Raw genomic sequence first — 17,344 nt, 5'->3', positions numbered from 1 at the left:
CTCCATCATGCCCTTTATGGTTTTAAATGGCAAGAGCCAATATGCTATGGTTTATGACCAAGCATGCCTTAATATCGACTTTCCACAACGGCAGGTGCAAGAACCTGCTGTACATACCTGTCGGCCTCCGCCCGAAGTGTTTCATCGCTTACCCGTTCTACGTTATAGGTCACGAAGGCAGGCAGATAATGGACCTTGCACCGGTTCAACGTGGCTTGAATAGGCCGCAGCAGCTCACTCGCGGTGTACCAATTGTCCCCGCCTGCCTGATACCCTTGTTCCAATCCTGCCGCCGTCGTGGCCAGCATGAATTCTTTGCCCTTCAGCTTGTTGCCCTCCGGTCCGAACGCCCAACCGAAGGTGAGCACGTCATCCATCCATTTCTTCAGCAGGGGCGGGCAGCTGTACCAGTAAAACGGGAATTGGAACACCACCCGCTCGTATTGAAGAAGAAGCTGCTGCTCGCGCTCGATATCGATAGTCCAATCCGGGTACTCCTTGTAAAGATCCCGGACATCTACATTTCCATTCGCATACAGCCCGTCGTGCTCCATCAGCATTCGATTCGCACGCGAGTTGTCTAAATTCGGATGAGCCACAATCACCATGGTTTTCATATTCAGGTCTCTCCTGTCTCATTTGGTTTGTTTGACACCCCCATTATGTTTCGGATCGGTTTCGTTGAAAAGTACGCTCTTTTTCTGTACTTAGTCCGCTCTAGCGTACCTAATCATCCCGTGCATAGTACGATAAAACGTACTAAGTACGAATAAGAATAGTACTGGGTTTAAATCGAATCCTGTGCTACATTACTATCATCCAAGAAACAAAATCGATCACACACTTCCTAGCGGGAGATGAGAATATGAGAATAACCGATCATGAACGGCCTAACACCGACGGTATCCTGACCACGCTGCAATTAATCGGAGGTAAGTGGAAACCGCTGATTCTATTTATTCTGCTGCAGGACGGAACCAAACGGTTCGGGGAGCTTCGGCGTCTGCTTCCGGGCGTGACCCAAGGCATGCTCACAAATCAGCTCCGTGAACTGGAGCAGGATGGGCTGGTCATACGCAAGGTATATCAGGAGATCCCGCCCAAGGTGGAGTATTCCGTCTCGGAGCACGGGAAGAGCTTGGACAGCGTACTCTCCGACATGTGCACCTGGGGATTTCAGCATCAGGAATATGTCAACAAGGTCAACGGACAGTCTGATGAGGGCTCAGGGAAAAACGCAGGCGGACTGTAACGAAAACAGCAAGCCTGGGCGAGACCTCGCATTTCTCGAAATAACGATCGCATGCATTTACATGCAGTTACTCCCTGTGGCGCATCACGATTCGTGTCTGCCAAACAACTCATGCAACGTCCGGCTTCCCCTCCCTCTTCGCATTCCACGAGCCGTTCCTCTTGGGATCGGCTTCACCGCTCTCTTGCTTATCTTTACCTGTCGCATGTCTAAATGAATATGGGCCGAGCAGGTTGGACCGCAGCTTGAAAATGAATCGCAGAAATTCACTTCCACCTATTGCCTATTTATGTCGATACGATATATATTTATATCGTATCGACATATTGTTGGGGGTGGGCTTTATGTATGAAATCTTTGTTCTGGGCGAATTAATGACCGGAGACAAACACGGTTACATGCTTCAAGAGATCCTAAAAAATACAGGCGGGCCTTACCGCCAGATCAGTTCAGGAACGTTGTATCCCCTGCTGTCCCGGATGGTGGATCACGAGTGGATCCATCTCAGTCTGGACGGGTCCGGCGGAGGCAAACGGCCCCGAAAAATCTACGGGATTACCGATTCCGGCCGTCGGAAGTTTCTCGAGCTCATGGAGAAACCACTGGAATACAACATGGATACGGAGCAGACGTTCCACTTCAAAATGGTCTATTTCCGGTATGTTCCGAAAAGGGTTCGACTCGACTGCCTGCAGCAGTATTTGATTTATCTGGAGACCAACCTGAAGCATGTGACGGACTTTGAAGCAGAGATCGCGTTCTATAAACCCGAACCTGAGAAACAGCGGCTTCAATTGCTAAGGGTGCTGGATCACCGAAAGCAAATGGGAGAGACGAATATCGAGTGGATCAAGAAAGAAATAGCGGCTGTTAAGTCCGAAGAGGACTAGCGTTCAAGCGTTTATGCAGTACATATCAAGGAGGGGATTACTGGATGGAACGTTTATGGACGAAGCCGTTTATTCAGATGACGGTCGGAATGCTGTTTCTGTTTACGGGCTTCTATCTGCTGCTGCCCACGCTTCCGCTGTATATCAAGCACCTGGGCGGCTCCGAGACCCAGGTGGGCTTGGCGGCCGGCGCATTTACGCTGACGGCGGTGGTCTTTCGCCCGATGGTCGGGGGATTGGTGGACCGGTACGGCAGAAGAGCTTTTTACGTTTGGGGTCTTATCTTCTTTGTTCTTTCGATGTACCTCTACGATTGGGTCGGCAGCATTCTGCTTCTGCTTGCGCTGCGGATCCTGCACGGCGCGAGCTGGGCTTTCTCGACAACCTCCATCGGGACGGTCATCACGGATTTAATCCCGATCTCCCGCCGCGGGGAAGGCATGGGCTGGTACGGTATGGCGATGACGGTGGCAATGGCCATCGGCCCGATGCTGGGTACTTATATCGTGAGCGGGTATTCATTTCGGACGTTGTTTCTAGTCGCTACCGGGCTCTCCCTGATTGCCTTCATACTGGCCTACATGACCAGAGCGCCTTATCAAGCCAAGCCTTCGGCTGGGCGAATTCAGCTGGTCGAGAAATCCGTTCTGCCTGTCACGGCTGCCATCTTTTTCCTGGCCGTCGCCTATGGGGGAATTACGACCTTTCTCCCGCTGTTTGCCGAGTCCATCCGGGTCAATCCGGGAACCTTTTTCCTGGTGTACGCCGTCGCTCTTACCTTGATCAGGCCCTTTGCCGGGAAGCTGTCGGACCGTTTCGGCGAAGCGGCCGTCATCATTCCGTCCCTTGTCGTCACGGCCGGTGCCCTGATCGTCTTAAGCCAATCGAGCGGATTGCCCGGATTGATTACCGCCGCCATTCTGTACGGCATCGGTTTCGGTTCGGCCCAGCCCGCCCTTCAAGCAGCCACCCTGCGCATTGCGCCCGAGAACCGGAGAGGCGCAGCCAATGCCTCGTTCATGACGGCATTCGATCTCGGCATCGGACTTGGCGCCATCGTGTTGGGCCTGATCTCCGAGCGTATCGGCTATGCCTATCTGTTTACGGTTACGGCCGTGTCTGTTGTCGTATCCTTGGTCATATTCGCGGTCTTTGTAAGAAGACTGCTTACGGCTGGCGTTGCAGAGAAGGAATGAAAGCTGGTCGATATCAAGCAAACACGCCCGCGGACTTGGACCGCCGCTGTTGCATTGGAGCGTTCCGTCGCAGTGGAGCACTCCTGCCTGACCGAAGCCGTTTTGCCGGGATGGCAGAGCTGCCGACCCTCTAAGCCCGCCAGCCTCGGAAGTCCGAACTTCCGCCCCTCCGGCTTCGTAACCTCCGAGCCCGCTTCCGAATAGGCTAACGTATCTGATGTTAGATTGGAGCGATGGTACGCATGGCGCAATATGTACCGCCGGTGAACATTCATACTCTCACGCATACGGCACGCGGGCTCGTGATTCATTATCCGCAGGTATACGGCCTCATGAATCCTGGAGCAGAAGAAGCCATCAACCGGGCCATTATTCTTCAAATCCAAGATATGCAGCGTGAACAGCAGCAGGTTCAGACCGGCACCAACCCGCAAACGACGGGCACCTTTGAGATTAAAACGAACGAGCGCGGCATTCTTAGCCTCGTGCTGACCAACTACACCTACTCCGAGCATATGGCGCACGGGTATACGGTGACCAAAGGACTGACCTTCTCCACGGCCACCGGACAATCCTATGCCTTATCCGATCTGTTCCGCCCGGGCTCCGGCTATCAAGCTGTCTTGGCCGCCGAAGTGAACCGTCAGATCAAGGAACGCGGCATTCCCGTGCTGGAGAACGTTCCGGTTACCGTTTCGCCGAATCAAGACTTCTATCTGGCCGATAAGTCGCTGGTCATCTTCTATCCGCTGTATGCCATCACGCCATACTATGTCGGCTTTCCGATGTTCCCCATATCGGTATACGACCTCTTGGACCTGGCGCCCGAGAACGGATTGTTATCGGATCTTGCCGCGGATGTGGCGTAGGAAGCAGCAGCGCATTCAGGCGATATGCAGCAAAAAAACAAACCCGATGCCCTGGCGTCTTACGCCAAAGTTTCGGGTTTGTTGGTTATTATCTTATGATCCAGCCGCGCCAGTTACACCATGATTTTGCAAATATCGTTGGTGAATTCCACCGGATCGGCAATCGGCAAGCCCTCGATCAGCAGCGCCTGATTGTACAGCAGATTCGTGTAGAGCTTCAGCTTATCCTGATCCGCTTGCAGCGCCTTCAGGGATTGGAACACCTCATGGTTCGTGTTGATCTCCAGCACCTTGTCGGCTTGGATATCCTGCCCGTTCGGCATTGCCTTCAGGATTTTCTCCATCTCGATCGAGACTTCGCCCTCCGTGGACAGGCACACCGGATGGGATTTCAGTCGTTTGGAGGCTTTGACGGACTTCACCTTGCCGGCCAAGAGGCTGCCCATGGCTTCAAAGAGCTCCTTGTTGTCGCTCTCTTCGGCTTCATTCTCCTGTTTGTCGGCCTCGGAATCGATACCGAGATCCCCGCTGGATACCGATTTGAATTCCTTCTCCTTGTATTTCATGAGCATCTTGATCGCAAACTCGTCGACATCGTCGGTAAAGTACAGGATTTCATAGCCTTTGTCCAGCACCATTTCGGTCTGCGGGAGCTTCTCGATCCGGTCGATGGAGTCGCCGGAAGCATAATAGATATACTTCTGATCCTCCGGCATTCTTGACACGTACTCATCCAGGGAGACCAGCTTCTTCTCCTTGGAGGACGTGAACAGCAACAGATCCTGAAGATCTTCCTTGTTCATGCCGTAATCGTTGTAAACGCCGAATTTCAGGCCTCGGCCGAAGGATGCGAAGAATTTCTCGTAATTCTCCCGCTCGTCCTTCATCATGCCCTGCAGCGCGCTTTTCACTTTGTTCTTGATGTTCTTCGCGATCAGCGTCAGCTGGCGGTCATGCTGCAGCATCTCGCGGGAAATGTTCAGCGACAGATCCTCCGAATCGACCATCCCTTTCACGAAGCTGAAATAGTCCGGCAGGAGGTCTCCGCATTTATCCATGATCAGAACGCCGTTGGAATAGAGCTCAAGCCCTTTTTCGTATTCCTTGGTGTAATAATCGAACGGCGTATTCTCGGGAATGAACAGAATCGCGTTATATACCACGGCACCATCCGCTTTGACGTGAATATGTTTGAGCGGTTTATCGAAGCCGTAACGCTTCTCGTTATAGAAGTTGACGTAATCTTCGTCCGTCAGCTCGCCTTTGTTCTTGCGCCAGATCGGCACCATGCTGTTGATGGTCTGCTCTTCCTGAACTTCCTCGAACTCGTTCTCGGCGTCTGCCTTCGGACGCTGCGTTTTCACGTCCATTTTGATCGGATAACGGATAAAATCGGAGTACTTCTTAATGATCGCTCTTAGGCGGTATTCTTCCAAATACTCGTCATACTGATCGTCTTCCGTGTTCTCCTTGATCTTCAGCACGATCTCGGTTCCGACGGAATCTTTCTCGGCAGGCGTAATGGTATACCCGTCCGCGCCTTCGGATTCCCATTTATATGCCTCGTCGCTGCCCAGGGCACGGCTCGTCACGGTAACGACGTCGGCCACCATGAAGGCGGAGTAGAAACCCACGCCGAATTGACCGATGATATTGTGTCCGTCCTTAGCTTCATTCTCGCTCTTGAATGCAAGGGAACCGCTCTTCGCGATGACGCCGAGGTTATTCTCAAGGTCTTCCTTGGTCATCCCGATCCCCGTATCGGCAATGGTCAGCGTGCGGCTGGCTTTATCCGCGGTAATCTTAACGTAGTAATCCTCTTTATTAAAGGTCAGGCTGTCGTCGGTCAGCGCTTTATAATAAATCTTGTCGATTGCGTCGCTGGCATTCGAAATCAGCTCGCGCAGGAATATCTCGCGCTGCGTATAGATGGAGTTGATCATCATCTCGAGCAGCCGTTTGGATTCAGCTTTAAACTGTTTTTTCGCCATGAAAAAATCTCCTTTCCAATCTGAACGAGGTTTCTTTTAGCACTCTTTACAACAGAGTGCTAACACTTCTTCTATTTAAACATGTACCAATTTTTGATGTCAATATGTTTGGAGACTTTCATGACTCAAACGCGGCAGCAACCTTTGATCGGCGATGCAGAAGATTTCGGATGAATCCCTGGAGAACGGGCAGCAAGCGCCGAAAGGGCAGTCTAAAAAGGAATCCCCTTTTTAGACTGCCCTCCACATTCATGGCTCGATACCGCTGTTTAATCTCTTGGATAAGACCGGACGAATCCACCATACGTAATACAGGCCGCATAGGAGCAGCACGCCGGCCGTGGCCAGGAAGGGGAGCCGATAATCCTGCCGGGCCAGGATCAGTCCGGCGACAAAGGTTGCCCCGGACGAGCCTAAGCTCCGGAAAACCGACCGCATGCCGGCATACAAATTTCGCTCCTTTTCATTAAAGGCCGACATCAGCAGACTGTCCAGCAGATTGGACAGCATGGTCACGCCGCCGCCCCGCAGCAGAAACAGCCCGACAAACAGCCATACGGGGAGAATCATGTATAGAGCGGCAAACAGCAACATATTAACGATAAATACCGAGATAATGGCCGTGTTATAACCGAACCGCTCCATGACGTACGGTGTCATCAATGAGCATATAAACAGAAGGATCGCGCCGATGGCAAGAATTACAGATACCTGGTCATCCATCCAATCCAGGCGGAACTTCACGATGACGTTCAAGAATGAGCCAGTCATGGCTATACAGCCGCCGAGCAGCGCCGTAAACACGGCGAACAGCCATAAGGTCCCGGAAGACAGAGGCCCCGTTAACCTGGATATTCCCTTAGAAGATGAAACCGTCGGCGCTTCCTCATCCAAGTCCCTGCGCTCAGAAGGCAGCCAGAACGCCCGGATGACGCCATGAAGCACAAGCACCAGCCCGGTCAGCAGAAGCGACACTTCATAACCCCTGCTTCCTTCAAATCCCTTCGAGATATATCCGGCAGCCAGCGTTCCGAGACCCGTGAAAGCCGTAAAGACGGCAAACATCAAGGAAAATGCACGGGCCTCCTCCTTACGGGAACGGCAATAATGGAAGAGAAGCTGAATCTCCGTTGTTTCCACAAGCGTCAAGCCGGTAGACACCAATATTTGAGCGACATAGAACCACAGCAAATCATCGCTGACAGCAAACAGCACATTGCCTGCGGCGATAAAGAATACGCCGGTAACCAGCAGTTTTTTCCTTCCGGTCCGGTTGGCGAGCAGGGATACCGGAATGGCGAGCACGCCCATAATCAGAATGCCCATCGACACCAACGCGCCGATTTCGTCCTCCCTTAGCCCCCGAAAAAGCAGATGCAGATTCAGGACGAGTGTATAGAGGCCGATTCCAATGCCATAGAAGGCCTCGCTTATAAGGAAGCGGCGCACCCCCGTAGACAGCTGCAGCAGGTCTTTGATGTAAAAGGACATGTTATTCCCCTTCTCCAGAAAATCCGATCACGATCTGAAATGAAATCAGTCGGTTACTTGTATAATTCCGCTTCCGAGCGCATCCGCCGGCTCAGTCTTACCGGATCGGTATCCTCGGCAGCGTAAGCCTTCAGGAGAATGCGGAACGAAAACGGCTCCGGCTTGATCGAATGCTCCGGAGACTGTGCCGGACCGCAGCTGTTGCTGCCAAGTCCGTTCTGCCGGTAATCCAGATTCAGCGTAATGAAGCTGCGTGGAACAAGGTCGCTGGCATGCGCCGCGGACTCCACATCCTGCTCAGTGTACCGGCTTGCACTGAAATTCAGGACAGGCTCGCCAACGGCGAGGAGCCCCAATCCAGCACCATCCGCGAGCGAGATCCAGCGGACATCCGATCGGTTCCCATTCTCCTGCGGATAAATATACGGCGTGAACAAGCCGTCCACAGTGCTGCGGTATTCCCCAAACCGTCCCGCTTCCAGGCTGTCCGGATAGCTTTCCCCAGGTCCTCTGCCGTACCACCGGACATGTTCCATGTCGCCGGCGACTTGCATTTGCAATCCGATTTTCGGCAGCATGGCGGGCGGCGTGCCGATCGGCTCACCCTTCACATCCATGATGATCAGGCCGCTGGAAGTGATCGTATAGGTCGTTTCGCAGCGGAAGCCCCAATCATATACCGGCGGCGCAATCCGGGAAATCCGCCGCACCTCCACGCTGTCTTGGTCCAGTCGCTTCCATTCGAAATGATCGATCCGCTCGGAGAGTCGGTCCAGATGGGCCTTGCGCCAATCCGGCAGCACGTACATGTCGTTATCGATCGGCGGACGCCAGAAATTCAGCGCCGGTCCGCCGAACGCGATTCTTTTGCCCTCCATGGACAAGGTTTCGAAGCCGGAATGAAGGGCGCTGAGGGACAGCTGAAAGCTTCCATTCCCAACGTGAAGACCATGCTTTTCTTCGCTAATCTGCAGAGGTCCCCGCCGCAAAGCAGCGGTCGGTTCGAATTCAGGCTTCGACGCTTCGCACAGCAGAAACTGGGACCATGCCACTTCATGTCCCCGTTCCGCCCAGCGGCAGTCCGCGGCCAGCGAGAGGGATACCTCCAGCCACAGCTCGGCATAAGGATTCACGCCTATTGTCGCTTGCTCCAAGACCTTCAGGAGATTTAGCTCCGAGCTTGTGCCTGCTTCGATGCGGGGAAGGTCCAGCGCTCCGCTGCGGACAAGCTGTCCATCGGACAGTACCCGGTAATGGGCCTGCAAATGATCCAGCGAAATGAAATCATAGCGGTTCATGATATGAAGCACACCGTGTCTTCGCATCGACATGCGGACAGGTTCAATGACCTTTTTGTATTCCAGAAGTCCGGGTGAAGGCGTCCGGTCCGGACGGACCAAACCATCGATGACAAAATTGCTGTTGTTCGGCACATCGCCATAATCGCCGCCGTACGCATAATCCATGCTGCCGTCCGGCGTCCTTCTGCTCAGCCCGTGATCGATCCATTCCCAGACAAAACCGCCCGCCAGGCGGGGATGCGCTTCAAAGGCATCGAAGTAAGGACGCAGTCCTCCGGGCCCGTTGCCCATCGCGTGCGCGAATTCGCACAGGATATGCGGCTTGGGATGATCGGTCATTTTGCCGAAGCCCTCCATCTTCTCGACGGAGGAATACATGGTGCTCACCACGTCGCACACCTCGGCTTCGCGGTCCTCCTCGTAATGGATCAGCCTCGTCGGATCATGCTCCCGGCACCACTCCGCCATCGCGCGGAAATTGCAGCCGAAGCCGGATTCGTTGCCGAGGGACCAGAACAGCACGGACGGATGGTTCTTATCCCGTTCCACCATCCGGCGGACACGGTCCACGTACGCTTCCTTCCAATCCGGATCGTCGCTCAGGCAGGAAATGTTGCCGAGCGGCTCGAAGCCGTGGGTCTCCAAATCCGTCTCTTCCATGACGTACAGCCCGTACACGTCGCACAGCTCGTAGAATCGGGGGTCATTCGGATAATGCGCCGTCCGCACGGCATTGATGTTGTGCTGCTTCATCAACCGGATGTCCTCCAGCATCGTGGACAGGGTGACGGTTCGGCCCGTATCCGGATGATGGTCATGGCGGTTGACGCCTTTCAGCAGGATTGCCCTGCCATTAACGAGAAGCCGTCCGTCCTTTACTTCGATGGAGCGGAAGCCGACGCGCTGCGCCACCGTCTCCAGCGTCTCCCCCTGATTATCCCGCAGGGTGATCACCAGGTGGTACAGTGCCGGTGACTCGGCACTCCATAAATCCGGGCCCGCCACCTCGATCTCAAAATCCTCCACGGAAGAGTGCCCGACGTCTTTGCCGGTTGACCCCATCTCCGCTCCAGCGCCATTCAACAGCCGCAACTGGACGGAGCCGCGCTCCGTACCTTCCAGCTCCAATTGGACCTGCAGCTTCGCGTTCCGATACTCCGCATCCAGCTCGGTCGTTACGCGGAAGTCGTTGATGCGAAGCGCCGATGGCTCGGCGATCAGGTACACGTCCCGGAAAATGCCGCTCATCCACCACATGTCCTGGTCTTCCAGATAGCTTCCATCGGACCATTGGTATACCCGGACGGACATCTTGTTAACGCCGGGCTTCAAATAAGGCGTCAGATCGAACTCCGAAGTCAGCCGGCTCCCCTGGCTGTAGCCGATAAACGACCCGTTCAGCCACACATGGAACGCGCTGTCCACCCCATCGAATTTGACGCCGATCTTTCTGCCGTCCCAATGCTGCGGAAGCTCGAACTCGCGGACATAGCTGCCGGTCGGATTCGCATTTGGCACATGCGGCGGGTCCACGGGGAACGGATAGTACAGGTCCGTGTAATGCGGATGCCCGTAGCCCTGCAGCTGCCAGTGTCCCGGAACCGGGAGGTCATCCCATGCCGATACATCGTAATCCTCCTCATAAAATGCTTCCGGAGCGCTCTCCGGCTCCTCGGCATAGTGGAATTTCCACACCCCGTTCAGCGATTGGTACCAGGCCGAGCTGCCTCTGTCATAACTGAGCGCTCCGTCCGCATCCGCGAACGGAATGAAATAGGCCCGGCTCTTTGCCCGATTTCGTTCCAGCACGCTCAGGTCATCCCAGTCGCGGCCAATACGATGGTCTTTCATCATGTCTCTCCATCCTTTCCCAAGCGGTCTAAGCTTCTAGAGGTCGTTCAACAAGCCGTCTTTCCATGACGTTTTGAACACGCACTTCTATGTTCTGATGCTGTTTCAAGCTCCATATCCATTGTGGATGCCTCTTATCGCCGGCACCGTTTACCCCTTGATTCCCGTTGTGGCAATGCCGCCAACGATATAACGCTGCGCGAAGAAAAAGACGGCCAGCGGCGGAATCGAGATCAGGCAGGTGATGGCCATAATGGATTGCATGTCGACGCCGTGCATGCCCTTGAATTGGGATAACCCCAGCGTCAGCGTATATTTCGTCTGGTCGTTCAGGAAGATGAGCGGGCCCAGGTAATCGTTCCAGCAGCTCATCATATGGAACACGGCCACCAGGATGAGCGACGGACCCATCAGCGGCACGATAATCCGCAGCAGAACCGTCATTTTGCCCGCCCCGTCAATCGTTGCCGCTTCATCCAGCTCCTTCGGCAAGGTCATGATGAACTGGCGCAGCAGGAAAATGAAATAAGCGGAGCCGAACCAGGACGGAACGATGAGCGGTTTGAGCGTATTGATCCAGCCCAGGTAGTTGAACTCCATATATTGCGGAATCATGGTCACTTCCCAGGGAATCATCATGGTGGCAAGCACGATCAGGAACAGCGCGTCCCGCCCCTTGAATTGAAACCGGGCAAACCCGTAAGCCACCAGCGTGCACGAGACGAGCTGCCCGAGCGTCGACAGCAGCGTCACGATCAGCGTATTTTTCAAAAACAGGTTAAACGGCTGAATGCTCCAGGCCTCCGCGAAATTGCTGAACCTCCACACGGAAGGAAACCATTTCGGAGGAAACAGATACAGCTCCTGCTGCGACTTCAGCGCCGTCGTGACGGCCCAGAAGAGCGGAGCAATGAACAGCAGCGAGCACAGAATAAGCAGTGCGTACGTGATCACCCTTTTCATATGGAACCTCCCTCCCTGCTGGCTTGAACCCCTTGCTTGGCACGCTTCGGCTTCGGCTTCGGCTTCGCCTTCTCCTTCTTCGTCTTCATCTCGCCCTCATAGAACACCCAGGCCTCCGAAGACTTGAACACAAGGAACGTCAGCGTCAGCACGATCAGGAACATGAACCAGGCGTTGGCTGCGGAATACCCCATCTTGAAATATTTGAACGCATTCTCGTACATGTACATCGCATAGAAAAACGTCGACTTCAGCGGGCCCCCGCCCGTGAGCAGAAGCGCCAGCGTCAGCTGCTGGAACGCGGCAATGATGGACGTAATCAGGTTGAACAGCAGCGTCGGCGTGATCATCGGAATGGTCACATTGAAGAACTGCCGAATCTTGCCCGCCCCGTCCATCGAGGCCGACTCATACAGGTCCTTCGGAATTCCCTTGAGACCCGCCAGAAAAATAAGCATCATCGAGCCCTGTCCCCATAGGCTTGCAATGACCATGGCGACCAGGGACCACTTCGTATCGTTCAGCCAGTCCGGCCCTTCGATGCCGACCAGCGATAAGAAATAGTTCAGGATCCCGTAATCCCCGCTGTACACCCAGGACCAGATCATGGCGAGGGCGACGCCGGAAATGACCGACGGCAGGTAGAAGGCGGTGCGGAAGAATGCGCTCCCTTTTACCTTCTGATTCAACAGCATAGCGAGTCCCAGAGCCACGACGATGTTCAGCGGCACGAACAAAGCCGCGAATTTCAGCGTAACCAGCAGCGATTTCCAGAACAGCGGATCGTTCGAGAACATCTCCACATAGTTGTCGATGCCAACAAAGGTCACTTGGCCTACGATCGGCCAATCAAAAAACGAAATGACGAGGGAAAACAGCAGCGGGCCGAGCGTGAAAATCAGGAATCCGAATATCCATGGAAAAATGAAGAGGTAGGGCACGGCCCCACCCCAACGTTTTGGTCCAAGTCGCTTCGGGGCCGCTGTCTGCTGTTGTGAGTAAGGCACTTGCGTTTGGGCCATTTTCGCGAACCTTCTTTCTTCGATTATTTCAAATAGCGTTCGCTATCCTTCACCGCCTGGTTCAGAACCTCCTGCGCATCGCTGCCGAACATGACGGATTCCACGGCTGCCGACAGCTGGCGGTTCACTTCGTTCCATTTTGGGTTCAGCAGAAAAGCCGGCGTATTGTCCGAACGCTCCAGCATCGTGTAATACGGCTTGTAGAGCGGATCCTGGTCCTTCTTCAGCTCGTTGACCACGCTGACCCGGACCGGCAAGTCGGCCACGCGCATTTTGATCGCTTCATCCGATACGTAGAATTTAATGAACTCCCACGCCAGATCCTTGTTCTTGGAATCCTTCGCTATGGATAATGCGGATTCGGCCAATACGCCCTTCACTGGCTTGCCCTCGAAGGCCGGCATTTCCACCGTACCCACATCGATTCCGGCTTCCCTGAAGGATTCCAGCGGCCAGATGCCGCTCTCCCACATGGCAATCTTGCCCGCTTTGAAAATATCCTCCCCGCTCTGCTGCCCTTTGCCTCCGGTCAGGACCGCCGAGCCGTTCTTGAGCATATCGCCAAACATCTGAATGGCTTCCGCCGTTTCCTTACTGTTCATGTAGCCTTCGATCGTTGTGCCGTCCTCCGAGATGAAGGATCCGCCGTTGCTCCATACGAACCCTTGAAGGTCATACGTATCGTTCTCGGCCCGTACGCCGAAGCCGTACTGCTTCTTGGATTTATCCGTCAGCTTCTCGGCGATTTCCTGGAACTCCGCCCATGTCCATCCATCGCTCGGGTAAGCAATGCCCGCATCGTCGAACATCTTCTTGTTGTAGTACACGACCCGGGTCGTAAAGCCCGCCGGGATTCCGTACAGCTGATTGTCGATCTTGCCGTAGTTGAACAATCCTTGGTAAAAATCATCGATGTTCAAATCCTCGTCCTTGGACGCGTAACCGTCCAGCGGCTCCAAGGATTGGTGATACGTCGGAAAATCCCACATGTACATCACGTCCGGCGGATTGGCTGCGCCGAATCCGGCGGCCAGCTTCTGATCGAATCCGTCGGCATAGGCCTCGACCTGCACCTTCGTGCCGGGATGCGACTCTTCGAACTTCTTGGCGATCTCCTGCTCGATCTTCAGCGCATCTCCCGTATCCCATGTCGCGAAACGAAGCGTCGTTGCCGCCTCTGATGAGCTTCCGTCCGGCTGCTTCGCGCTGCCGGTCCCGCCGCTGCCGCCGCATGCGGCCAGCAGCGATGCCATTAACGTCATTACCGAAACCATCGCGATCCATGACATTCTCTTTTTCATATTGTCAGCTCCCCTAAAGTATTGAGTTGATATGAATTGAACCGCTTTCATCATAACTCGGATGAAAGCGGTTCAAAACGTGCGCTGATTCGCAGATGATCGTATTTTTGTTCGAACTTTAGCCCGCGGGTGTTCATTTGTTTACGATGATTCCCCTTTTTGTTCGGCACGGTATTGGCTTGGCGTCTGACCCGTGCAGCGCTTGAACCATTTGCTGAAATATTTGCTGTCTCCGAGTCCCGTCTTCTCGGCGATCTCCTGCATCGTTAAGGAGGTTTCGCGCAGCAGGCCGTATGCAAGGCGGAGCTTGCGCTTATATTGGAACGCGATGAAGCTGTCGCCGACCGTTTTCTTGAACAGGATCGAAAAATGGCTGCGGCTCAGCCCCACCTGCTGGGCCAGCTCCGCTGCCGACCACTCGTCCGCGGGATGTTCGTGCAGCAGATGAACCGCCTGCAGGATCGGCTCCGGCCACTGCTCTCCGCTCAGACCGTACACCCGCTCCAGCTCGACTTCCTTGTGCAAGGATTGAAAGGCTTTCTGCACATCCTCCGAGTCCTGAAGACCTCCCCGCCAATTCCAGGCAAGCTTCCCGCATCGGCTCTTGATCTCCACCAGCAGCCCGTCCGCCGCTTCCTTATATTCCTCAGGTACGGCCCAATAGCAGCTGTCCGCGCCGTATGGGACCCGCTTGCTGGTGCGCAATCCCGGCTCCTCGGAGCCCTGCTCCTTCAGCAGGTGCTCCCAACTGCCGCTGCAGCCCGCCGTTTTGATCAGATACAGCGAGATGGGCTTGCCCTCTCCCAGCCCGGCGCGGCTGCAAAGCTCCCGGAGTTCTCCGGGGAAACGGTCGCTGTGCCCGTTAAGCCAAGCAAACAAATGGGCGGAAACCTGTTCTTCCAACCCGTACCCGTTGGCCGGCGCATCAGACAGATCGCGTTGAAATTTACCCAGCATCGCTTCGAGCTCTTCGTCTTCGAAGGCGGTTTTCAGCAGATATCCGGACGCGCCAAGCCGCATCCCTTCCTGGGCATATTCGAAATCCCGATGGCAGCTGAGCAGAATGATCCGGGTTTCCGGCGCAGCCTCCTTCACCTTCCGGGAGAGCTCGATCCCATCCATCTCCGGCATGACGATATCCGTAATGACGACCTGCGGCCGATACTCCAGAAAAGCCTCCCAGGCCGCCTGGCCGTTGGGACTGTCCGCCACCACCTCCATCCCGAACCGTTCCCAGGGCACCGTGGAGCGGAGTCCCTTGCGCACTATGCTTTCGTCGTCGGCAATCATCACTTTAATGTTCTCTGTATTCATCATCGAAAGACTCCTCCCTTTTCGGCCAGCGTATGATGATCGTTGTTCCTTCTCCCTTAACCGAATGCACCTTCAGTCCGTAGAGCGGACCGAAATGCAGCTTGAATTTCTGGTCGGCGTTCCGCACGCCAAGCCCGCCGCGGCCCTTCCGCTTCGTCTCCGGCGAAAACAACCGCGCCAGTTTGTCCTCCCTGATGCCGGCTCCGTTATCGCGGAGCGTGAGCACAAGCTCGTCATGATCCTCCTCGACGTTGACATGGATCTCTCCCTGCCCGTCCGTAAAGGCATGGAAAAATATATTCTCGAACAACGGCTGAAGCGTCATCCGCGGAATCAAATACGGCAGAAGCGAATCATCGCAATCCAGGCGATAACGAAATACTTCGCCGTACCGGATTTCCTGGATCTTGAGGAAGTGGCCGATCATGCGCAGCTCCCTGTTTAGGGTAACGAGTTCCTGGGAAATATCCAGATTTCCCTCCAGCACCAGCGTCAGATGGTACAGCATCTGGCGAATGTCCTCCGCGCCTTGCAGCCGGGCCTTCCACTGGATGGAATTCAGGGTGTTGAACAGCAGATGGGGGTTGATCTGATAATGGAATGCGCGCAGCTCGGCCTCTTTTTTCAGCCGCTCGCTCTGCTCCACCTCGCCAATCAGGGTCTGCACGCCCGTTACCATCCGGTTAAAGCTCATATCGAGGCTGCCCAGCTCATCCCTGCCCTCGATGGGCGTACGGGTATCCAGCTTGCCGAAGCTCACCTTCTGCATCGAGTCCTTCAAGGTCCGGATCCGCGAAGTGAACCGGGAAGAGAACAGATAAGCGATGCCAAAAGCGAGCAGGCAGGATACGGTGGCAACAACCATCGTGTTCGCCCGGATCACGTCCGAGGATTGATAGAACGCCTTGGCGGGAATTCTGGCTTCCATGGTCCATTGGTTGGCGTCAATCGTCCGGGTCCAGGCCACATCGCTGTCATGGGGCGTATACGGAGCGTCCGTCTCATACACGACCGTGCCGTCCGGCGATGTAATAAGCAGATGGGCATGCGTGTCGGCCTCGAACTTGGCATAACTTCGCAGCAGCTCCTCGGCGTTCTCCTCGATCAGGATGACGCTGCCGTCCTGAGCCTTGTCCGGGTGATGGATCGGCACCGCCAATCCTAGGACAGGCACGTTGTCGCTATCGCTGTTATTTATGGAATGATCCTGCGGATAGAAGCCCAGCCAATAAGTGCCGGCATAGGCTTTCGGCCTGGCGTTCCACGCCGGGATATTGCCGAGTTTGTTCACGTCCAGGTTGTTCTCCCCATAGTAATAACCGGAGCTCGTTATGATGTAGATCCCGGCTGTCAGCTGCGTCCGCAGGGACTTCAACAACGATTCGAAATCGTTCTTCTCCATGATGTCGCCATAGGTGGACGGCGTCCCGTTCCCGATTCCCGAATGGCTCGGATCCAGCAGGTAGGAATAAATCGTCTCCGCCGTCTGCTTCATCCGCCCCAAAGCCGAACTGGTCTGCTGCTCCAGCTGCGCCACGGCATTATCGCCGTATTTGCCGAACTGGGAGTTAATCACTTTAGCGGATTGAACATAGGAAAGTCCGCCAAGCGAGAACAGCGGAATCAGGGTGACGACTAAAAAACAGGTAAGCAGCTTGGTTCTTATGCTCTGATAGGTGCCGGTGAACATCCGTCCGGCTCGGTCTTTGATTCCCTGAAGATTCATGGCTACTCTCCCCATTGTCGTATCGAATCGTATCGTGAATATGCATCCGATCGTTCGCCATGCGGCTGTACTGTTTACGAGATTCCGTGATACCGCTTTCATTATAAACCTGAACAAAGGGCTTGTAATTAGGCGGCAACTGGAAAATAAGAGGAAACGGAAAAAGCACCTCCTCCG

At 54.7% G+C, this 17,344-nt stretch carries 13 protein-coding genes; 4 read left to right on the top strand and 9 right to left on the bottom strand.

The annotated features are described in order from the left end of the window. Positions 1-68 precede the first annotated feature (68 nt). Entirely contained in the window at positions 69-617 is a 549-nt protein-coding gene (locus M1D70_RS05900) for an NAD(P)H-dependent oxidoreductase (RefSeq protein ID WP_009594958.1), read from the bottom strand. 248 nt (positions 618-865) lie between these two features. Between M1D70_RS05900 and M1D70_RS05895 the strand changes: the two genes are divergently transcribed. The 4 genes from M1D70_RS05895 (at position 866) to M1D70_RS05880 (ending at position 4,207) form a co-directional block, all read left to right on the top strand. Beyond that, positions 866-1,252 carry a winged helix-turn-helix transcriptional regulator gene (locus tag M1D70_RS05895; RefSeq protein WP_456289412.1) on the top strand — a complete coding sequence of 129 codons (387 nt, stop codon included), beginning with the start codon at positions 866-868 and terminating at the stop codon, positions 1,250-1,252. Between the two features lie 344 nt (positions 1,253-1,596). Continuing rightward, positions 1,597-2,142 carry a PadR family transcriptional regulator gene (locus M1D70_RS05890; protein ID WP_009594947.1) on the top strand — a complete coding sequence of 182 codons (546 nt, stop codon included), beginning with the start codon at positions 1,597-1,599 and terminating at the stop codon, positions 2,140-2,142. A 44-nt stretch (positions 2,143-2,186) separates the two neighbouring features. Continuing rightward, the gene (locus M1D70_RS05885; RefSeq protein ID WP_009594949.1) at positions 2,187-3,338 is read left to right on the top strand and encodes an MFS transporter; all 1,152 of its coding nucleotides are present in this window, start codon (positions 2,187-2,189) and stop codon (positions 3,336-3,338) included. 242 nt (positions 3,339-3,580) lie between these two features. After that, positions 3,581-4,207: a DUF3298 and DUF4163 domain-containing protein gene (locus tag M1D70_RS05880; RefSeq protein WP_009594970.1), complete on the top strand. Its 627-nt coding sequence runs from the start codon at positions 3,581-3,583 to the stop codon at positions 4,205-4,207. Between the two features lie 113 nt (positions 4,208-4,320). Here M1D70_RS05880 and htpG read toward each other — a convergent pair whose 3' ends face one another. The 8 genes from htpG to M1D70_RS05840 all read right to left on the bottom strand — a co-directional run bounded on the left by htpG (position 4,321) and on the right by M1D70_RS05840 (position 17,167). Next, entirely contained in the window at positions 4,321-6,198 is a 1,878-nt protein-coding gene (gene htpG, locus M1D70_RS05875; RefSeq protein WP_433938676.1) for a molecular chaperone HtpG, read from the bottom strand. A 249-nt stretch (positions 6,199-6,447) separates the two neighbouring features. Then, positions 6,448-7,689: an MFS transporter gene (locus M1D70_RS05870; protein ID WP_456289411.1), complete on the bottom strand. Its 1,242-nt coding sequence runs from the start codon at positions 7,687-7,689 to the stop codon at positions 6,448-6,450. 53 nt (positions 7,690-7,742) lie between these two features. Beyond that, entirely contained in the window at positions 7,743-10,841 is a 3,099-nt protein-coding gene (locus M1D70_RS05865; protein ID WP_456290393.1) for a glycoside hydrolase family 2 TIM barrel-domain containing protein, read from the bottom strand. A 150-nt stretch (positions 10,842-10,991) separates the two neighbouring features. Beyond that, a complete protein-coding gene (locus tag M1D70_RS05860) occupies positions 10,992-11,804 on the bottom strand; it encodes a carbohydrate ABC transporter permease (protein ID WP_009594950.1) in 813 nt (270 codons plus the stop codon). Beyond that, positions 11,801-12,826: a carbohydrate ABC transporter permease gene (locus M1D70_RS05855; protein WP_456289410.1), complete on the bottom strand. Its 1,026-nt coding sequence runs from the start codon at positions 12,824-12,826 to the stop codon at positions 11,801-11,803. Before M1D70_RS05855 ends, M1D70_RS05860 begins: the two co-directional genes overlap by 4 nt. A 23-nt stretch (positions 12,827-12,849) precedes the next feature. Beyond that, a complete protein-coding gene (locus M1D70_RS05850; protein WP_009594979.1) occupies positions 12,850-14,127 on the bottom strand; it encodes an ABC transporter substrate-binding protein in 1,278 nt (425 codons plus the stop codon). A gap of 141 nt (positions 14,128-14,268) precedes the next feature. Further along, entirely contained in the window at positions 14,269-15,444 is a 1,176-nt protein-coding gene (locus M1D70_RS05845; protein WP_009594948.1) for a response regulator transcription factor, read from the bottom strand. Then, the gene (locus M1D70_RS05840; protein WP_456289409.1) at positions 15,422-17,167 is read right to left on the bottom strand and encodes a cache domain-containing sensor histidine kinase; all 1,746 of its coding nucleotides are present in this window, start codon (positions 17,165-17,167) and stop codon (positions 15,422-15,424) included. Before M1D70_RS05840 ends, M1D70_RS05845 begins: the two co-directional genes overlap by 23 nt. Between the last annotated feature and the right edge of the window lie 177 nt (positions 17,168-17,344).

The sequence above is a fragment of the Paenibacillus sp. AK002 genome (assembly GCF_053903045.1).
The sequence above is the reverse complement of the archived record's forward strand: the minus strand, read 5'-3'. Positions and strand labels throughout refer to the sequence as shown.

What these genes read in the sequence shown, in the direction of transcription:
- M1D70_RS05860 (WP_009594950.1), bottom strand. Translation starts at nt 11,804, where the DNA reads ATGAAAAGGGTGATCACGTACGCACTGCTTATTCTGTGCTCGCTGCTG.
- M1D70_RS05900 (WP_009594958.1), bottom strand. Translation starts at nt 617, where the DNA reads ATGAAAACCATGGTGATTGTGGCTCATCCGAATTTAGACAACTCGCGT.
- M1D70_RS05885 (WP_009594949.1), top strand. Translation starts at nt 2,187, where the DNA reads ATGGAACGTTTATGGACGAAGCCGTTTATTCAGATGACGGTCGGAATG.
- M1D70_RS05840 (WP_456289409.1), bottom strand. Translation starts at nt 17,167, where the DNA reads ATGAATCTTCAGGGAATCAAAGACCGAGCCGGACGGATGTTCACCGGC.
- M1D70_RS05865 (WP_456290393.1), bottom strand. Translation starts at nt 10,841, where the DNA reads ATGAAAGACCATCGTATTGGCCGCGACTGGGATGACCTGAGCGTGCTG.
- M1D70_RS05850 (WP_009594979.1), bottom strand. Translation starts at nt 14,127, where the DNA reads ATGAAAAAGAGAATGTCATGGATCGCGATGGTTTCGGTAATGACGTTA.
- M1D70_RS05870 (WP_456289411.1), bottom strand. Translation starts at nt 7,689, where the DNA reads ATGTCCTTTTACATCAAAGACCTGCTGCAGCTGTCTACGGGGGTGCGC.
- M1D70_RS05880 (WP_009594970.1), top strand. Translation starts at nt 3,581, where the DNA reads ATGGCGCAATATGTACCGCCGGTGAACATTCATACTCTCACGCATACG.
- M1D70_RS05845 (WP_009594948.1), bottom strand. Translation starts at nt 15,444, where the DNA reads ATGATGAATACAGAGAACATTAAAGTGATGATTGCCGACGACGAAAGC.
- M1D70_RS05895 (WP_456289412.1), top strand. Translation starts at nt 866, where the DNA reads ATGAGAATAACCGATCATGAACGGCCTAACACCGACGGTATCCTGACC.
- M1D70_RS05890 (WP_009594947.1), top strand. Translation starts at nt 1,597, where the DNA reads ATGTATGAAATCTTTGTTCTGGGCGAATTAATGACCGGAGACAAACAC.
- M1D70_RS05855 (WP_456289410.1), bottom strand. Translation starts at nt 12,826, where the DNA reads ATGGCCCAAACGCAAGTGCCTTACTCACAACAGCAGACAGCGGCCCCG.
- htpG (WP_433938676.1), bottom strand. Translation starts at nt 6,198, where the DNA reads ATGGCGAAAAAACAGTTTAAAGCTGAATCCAAACGGCTGCTCGAGATG.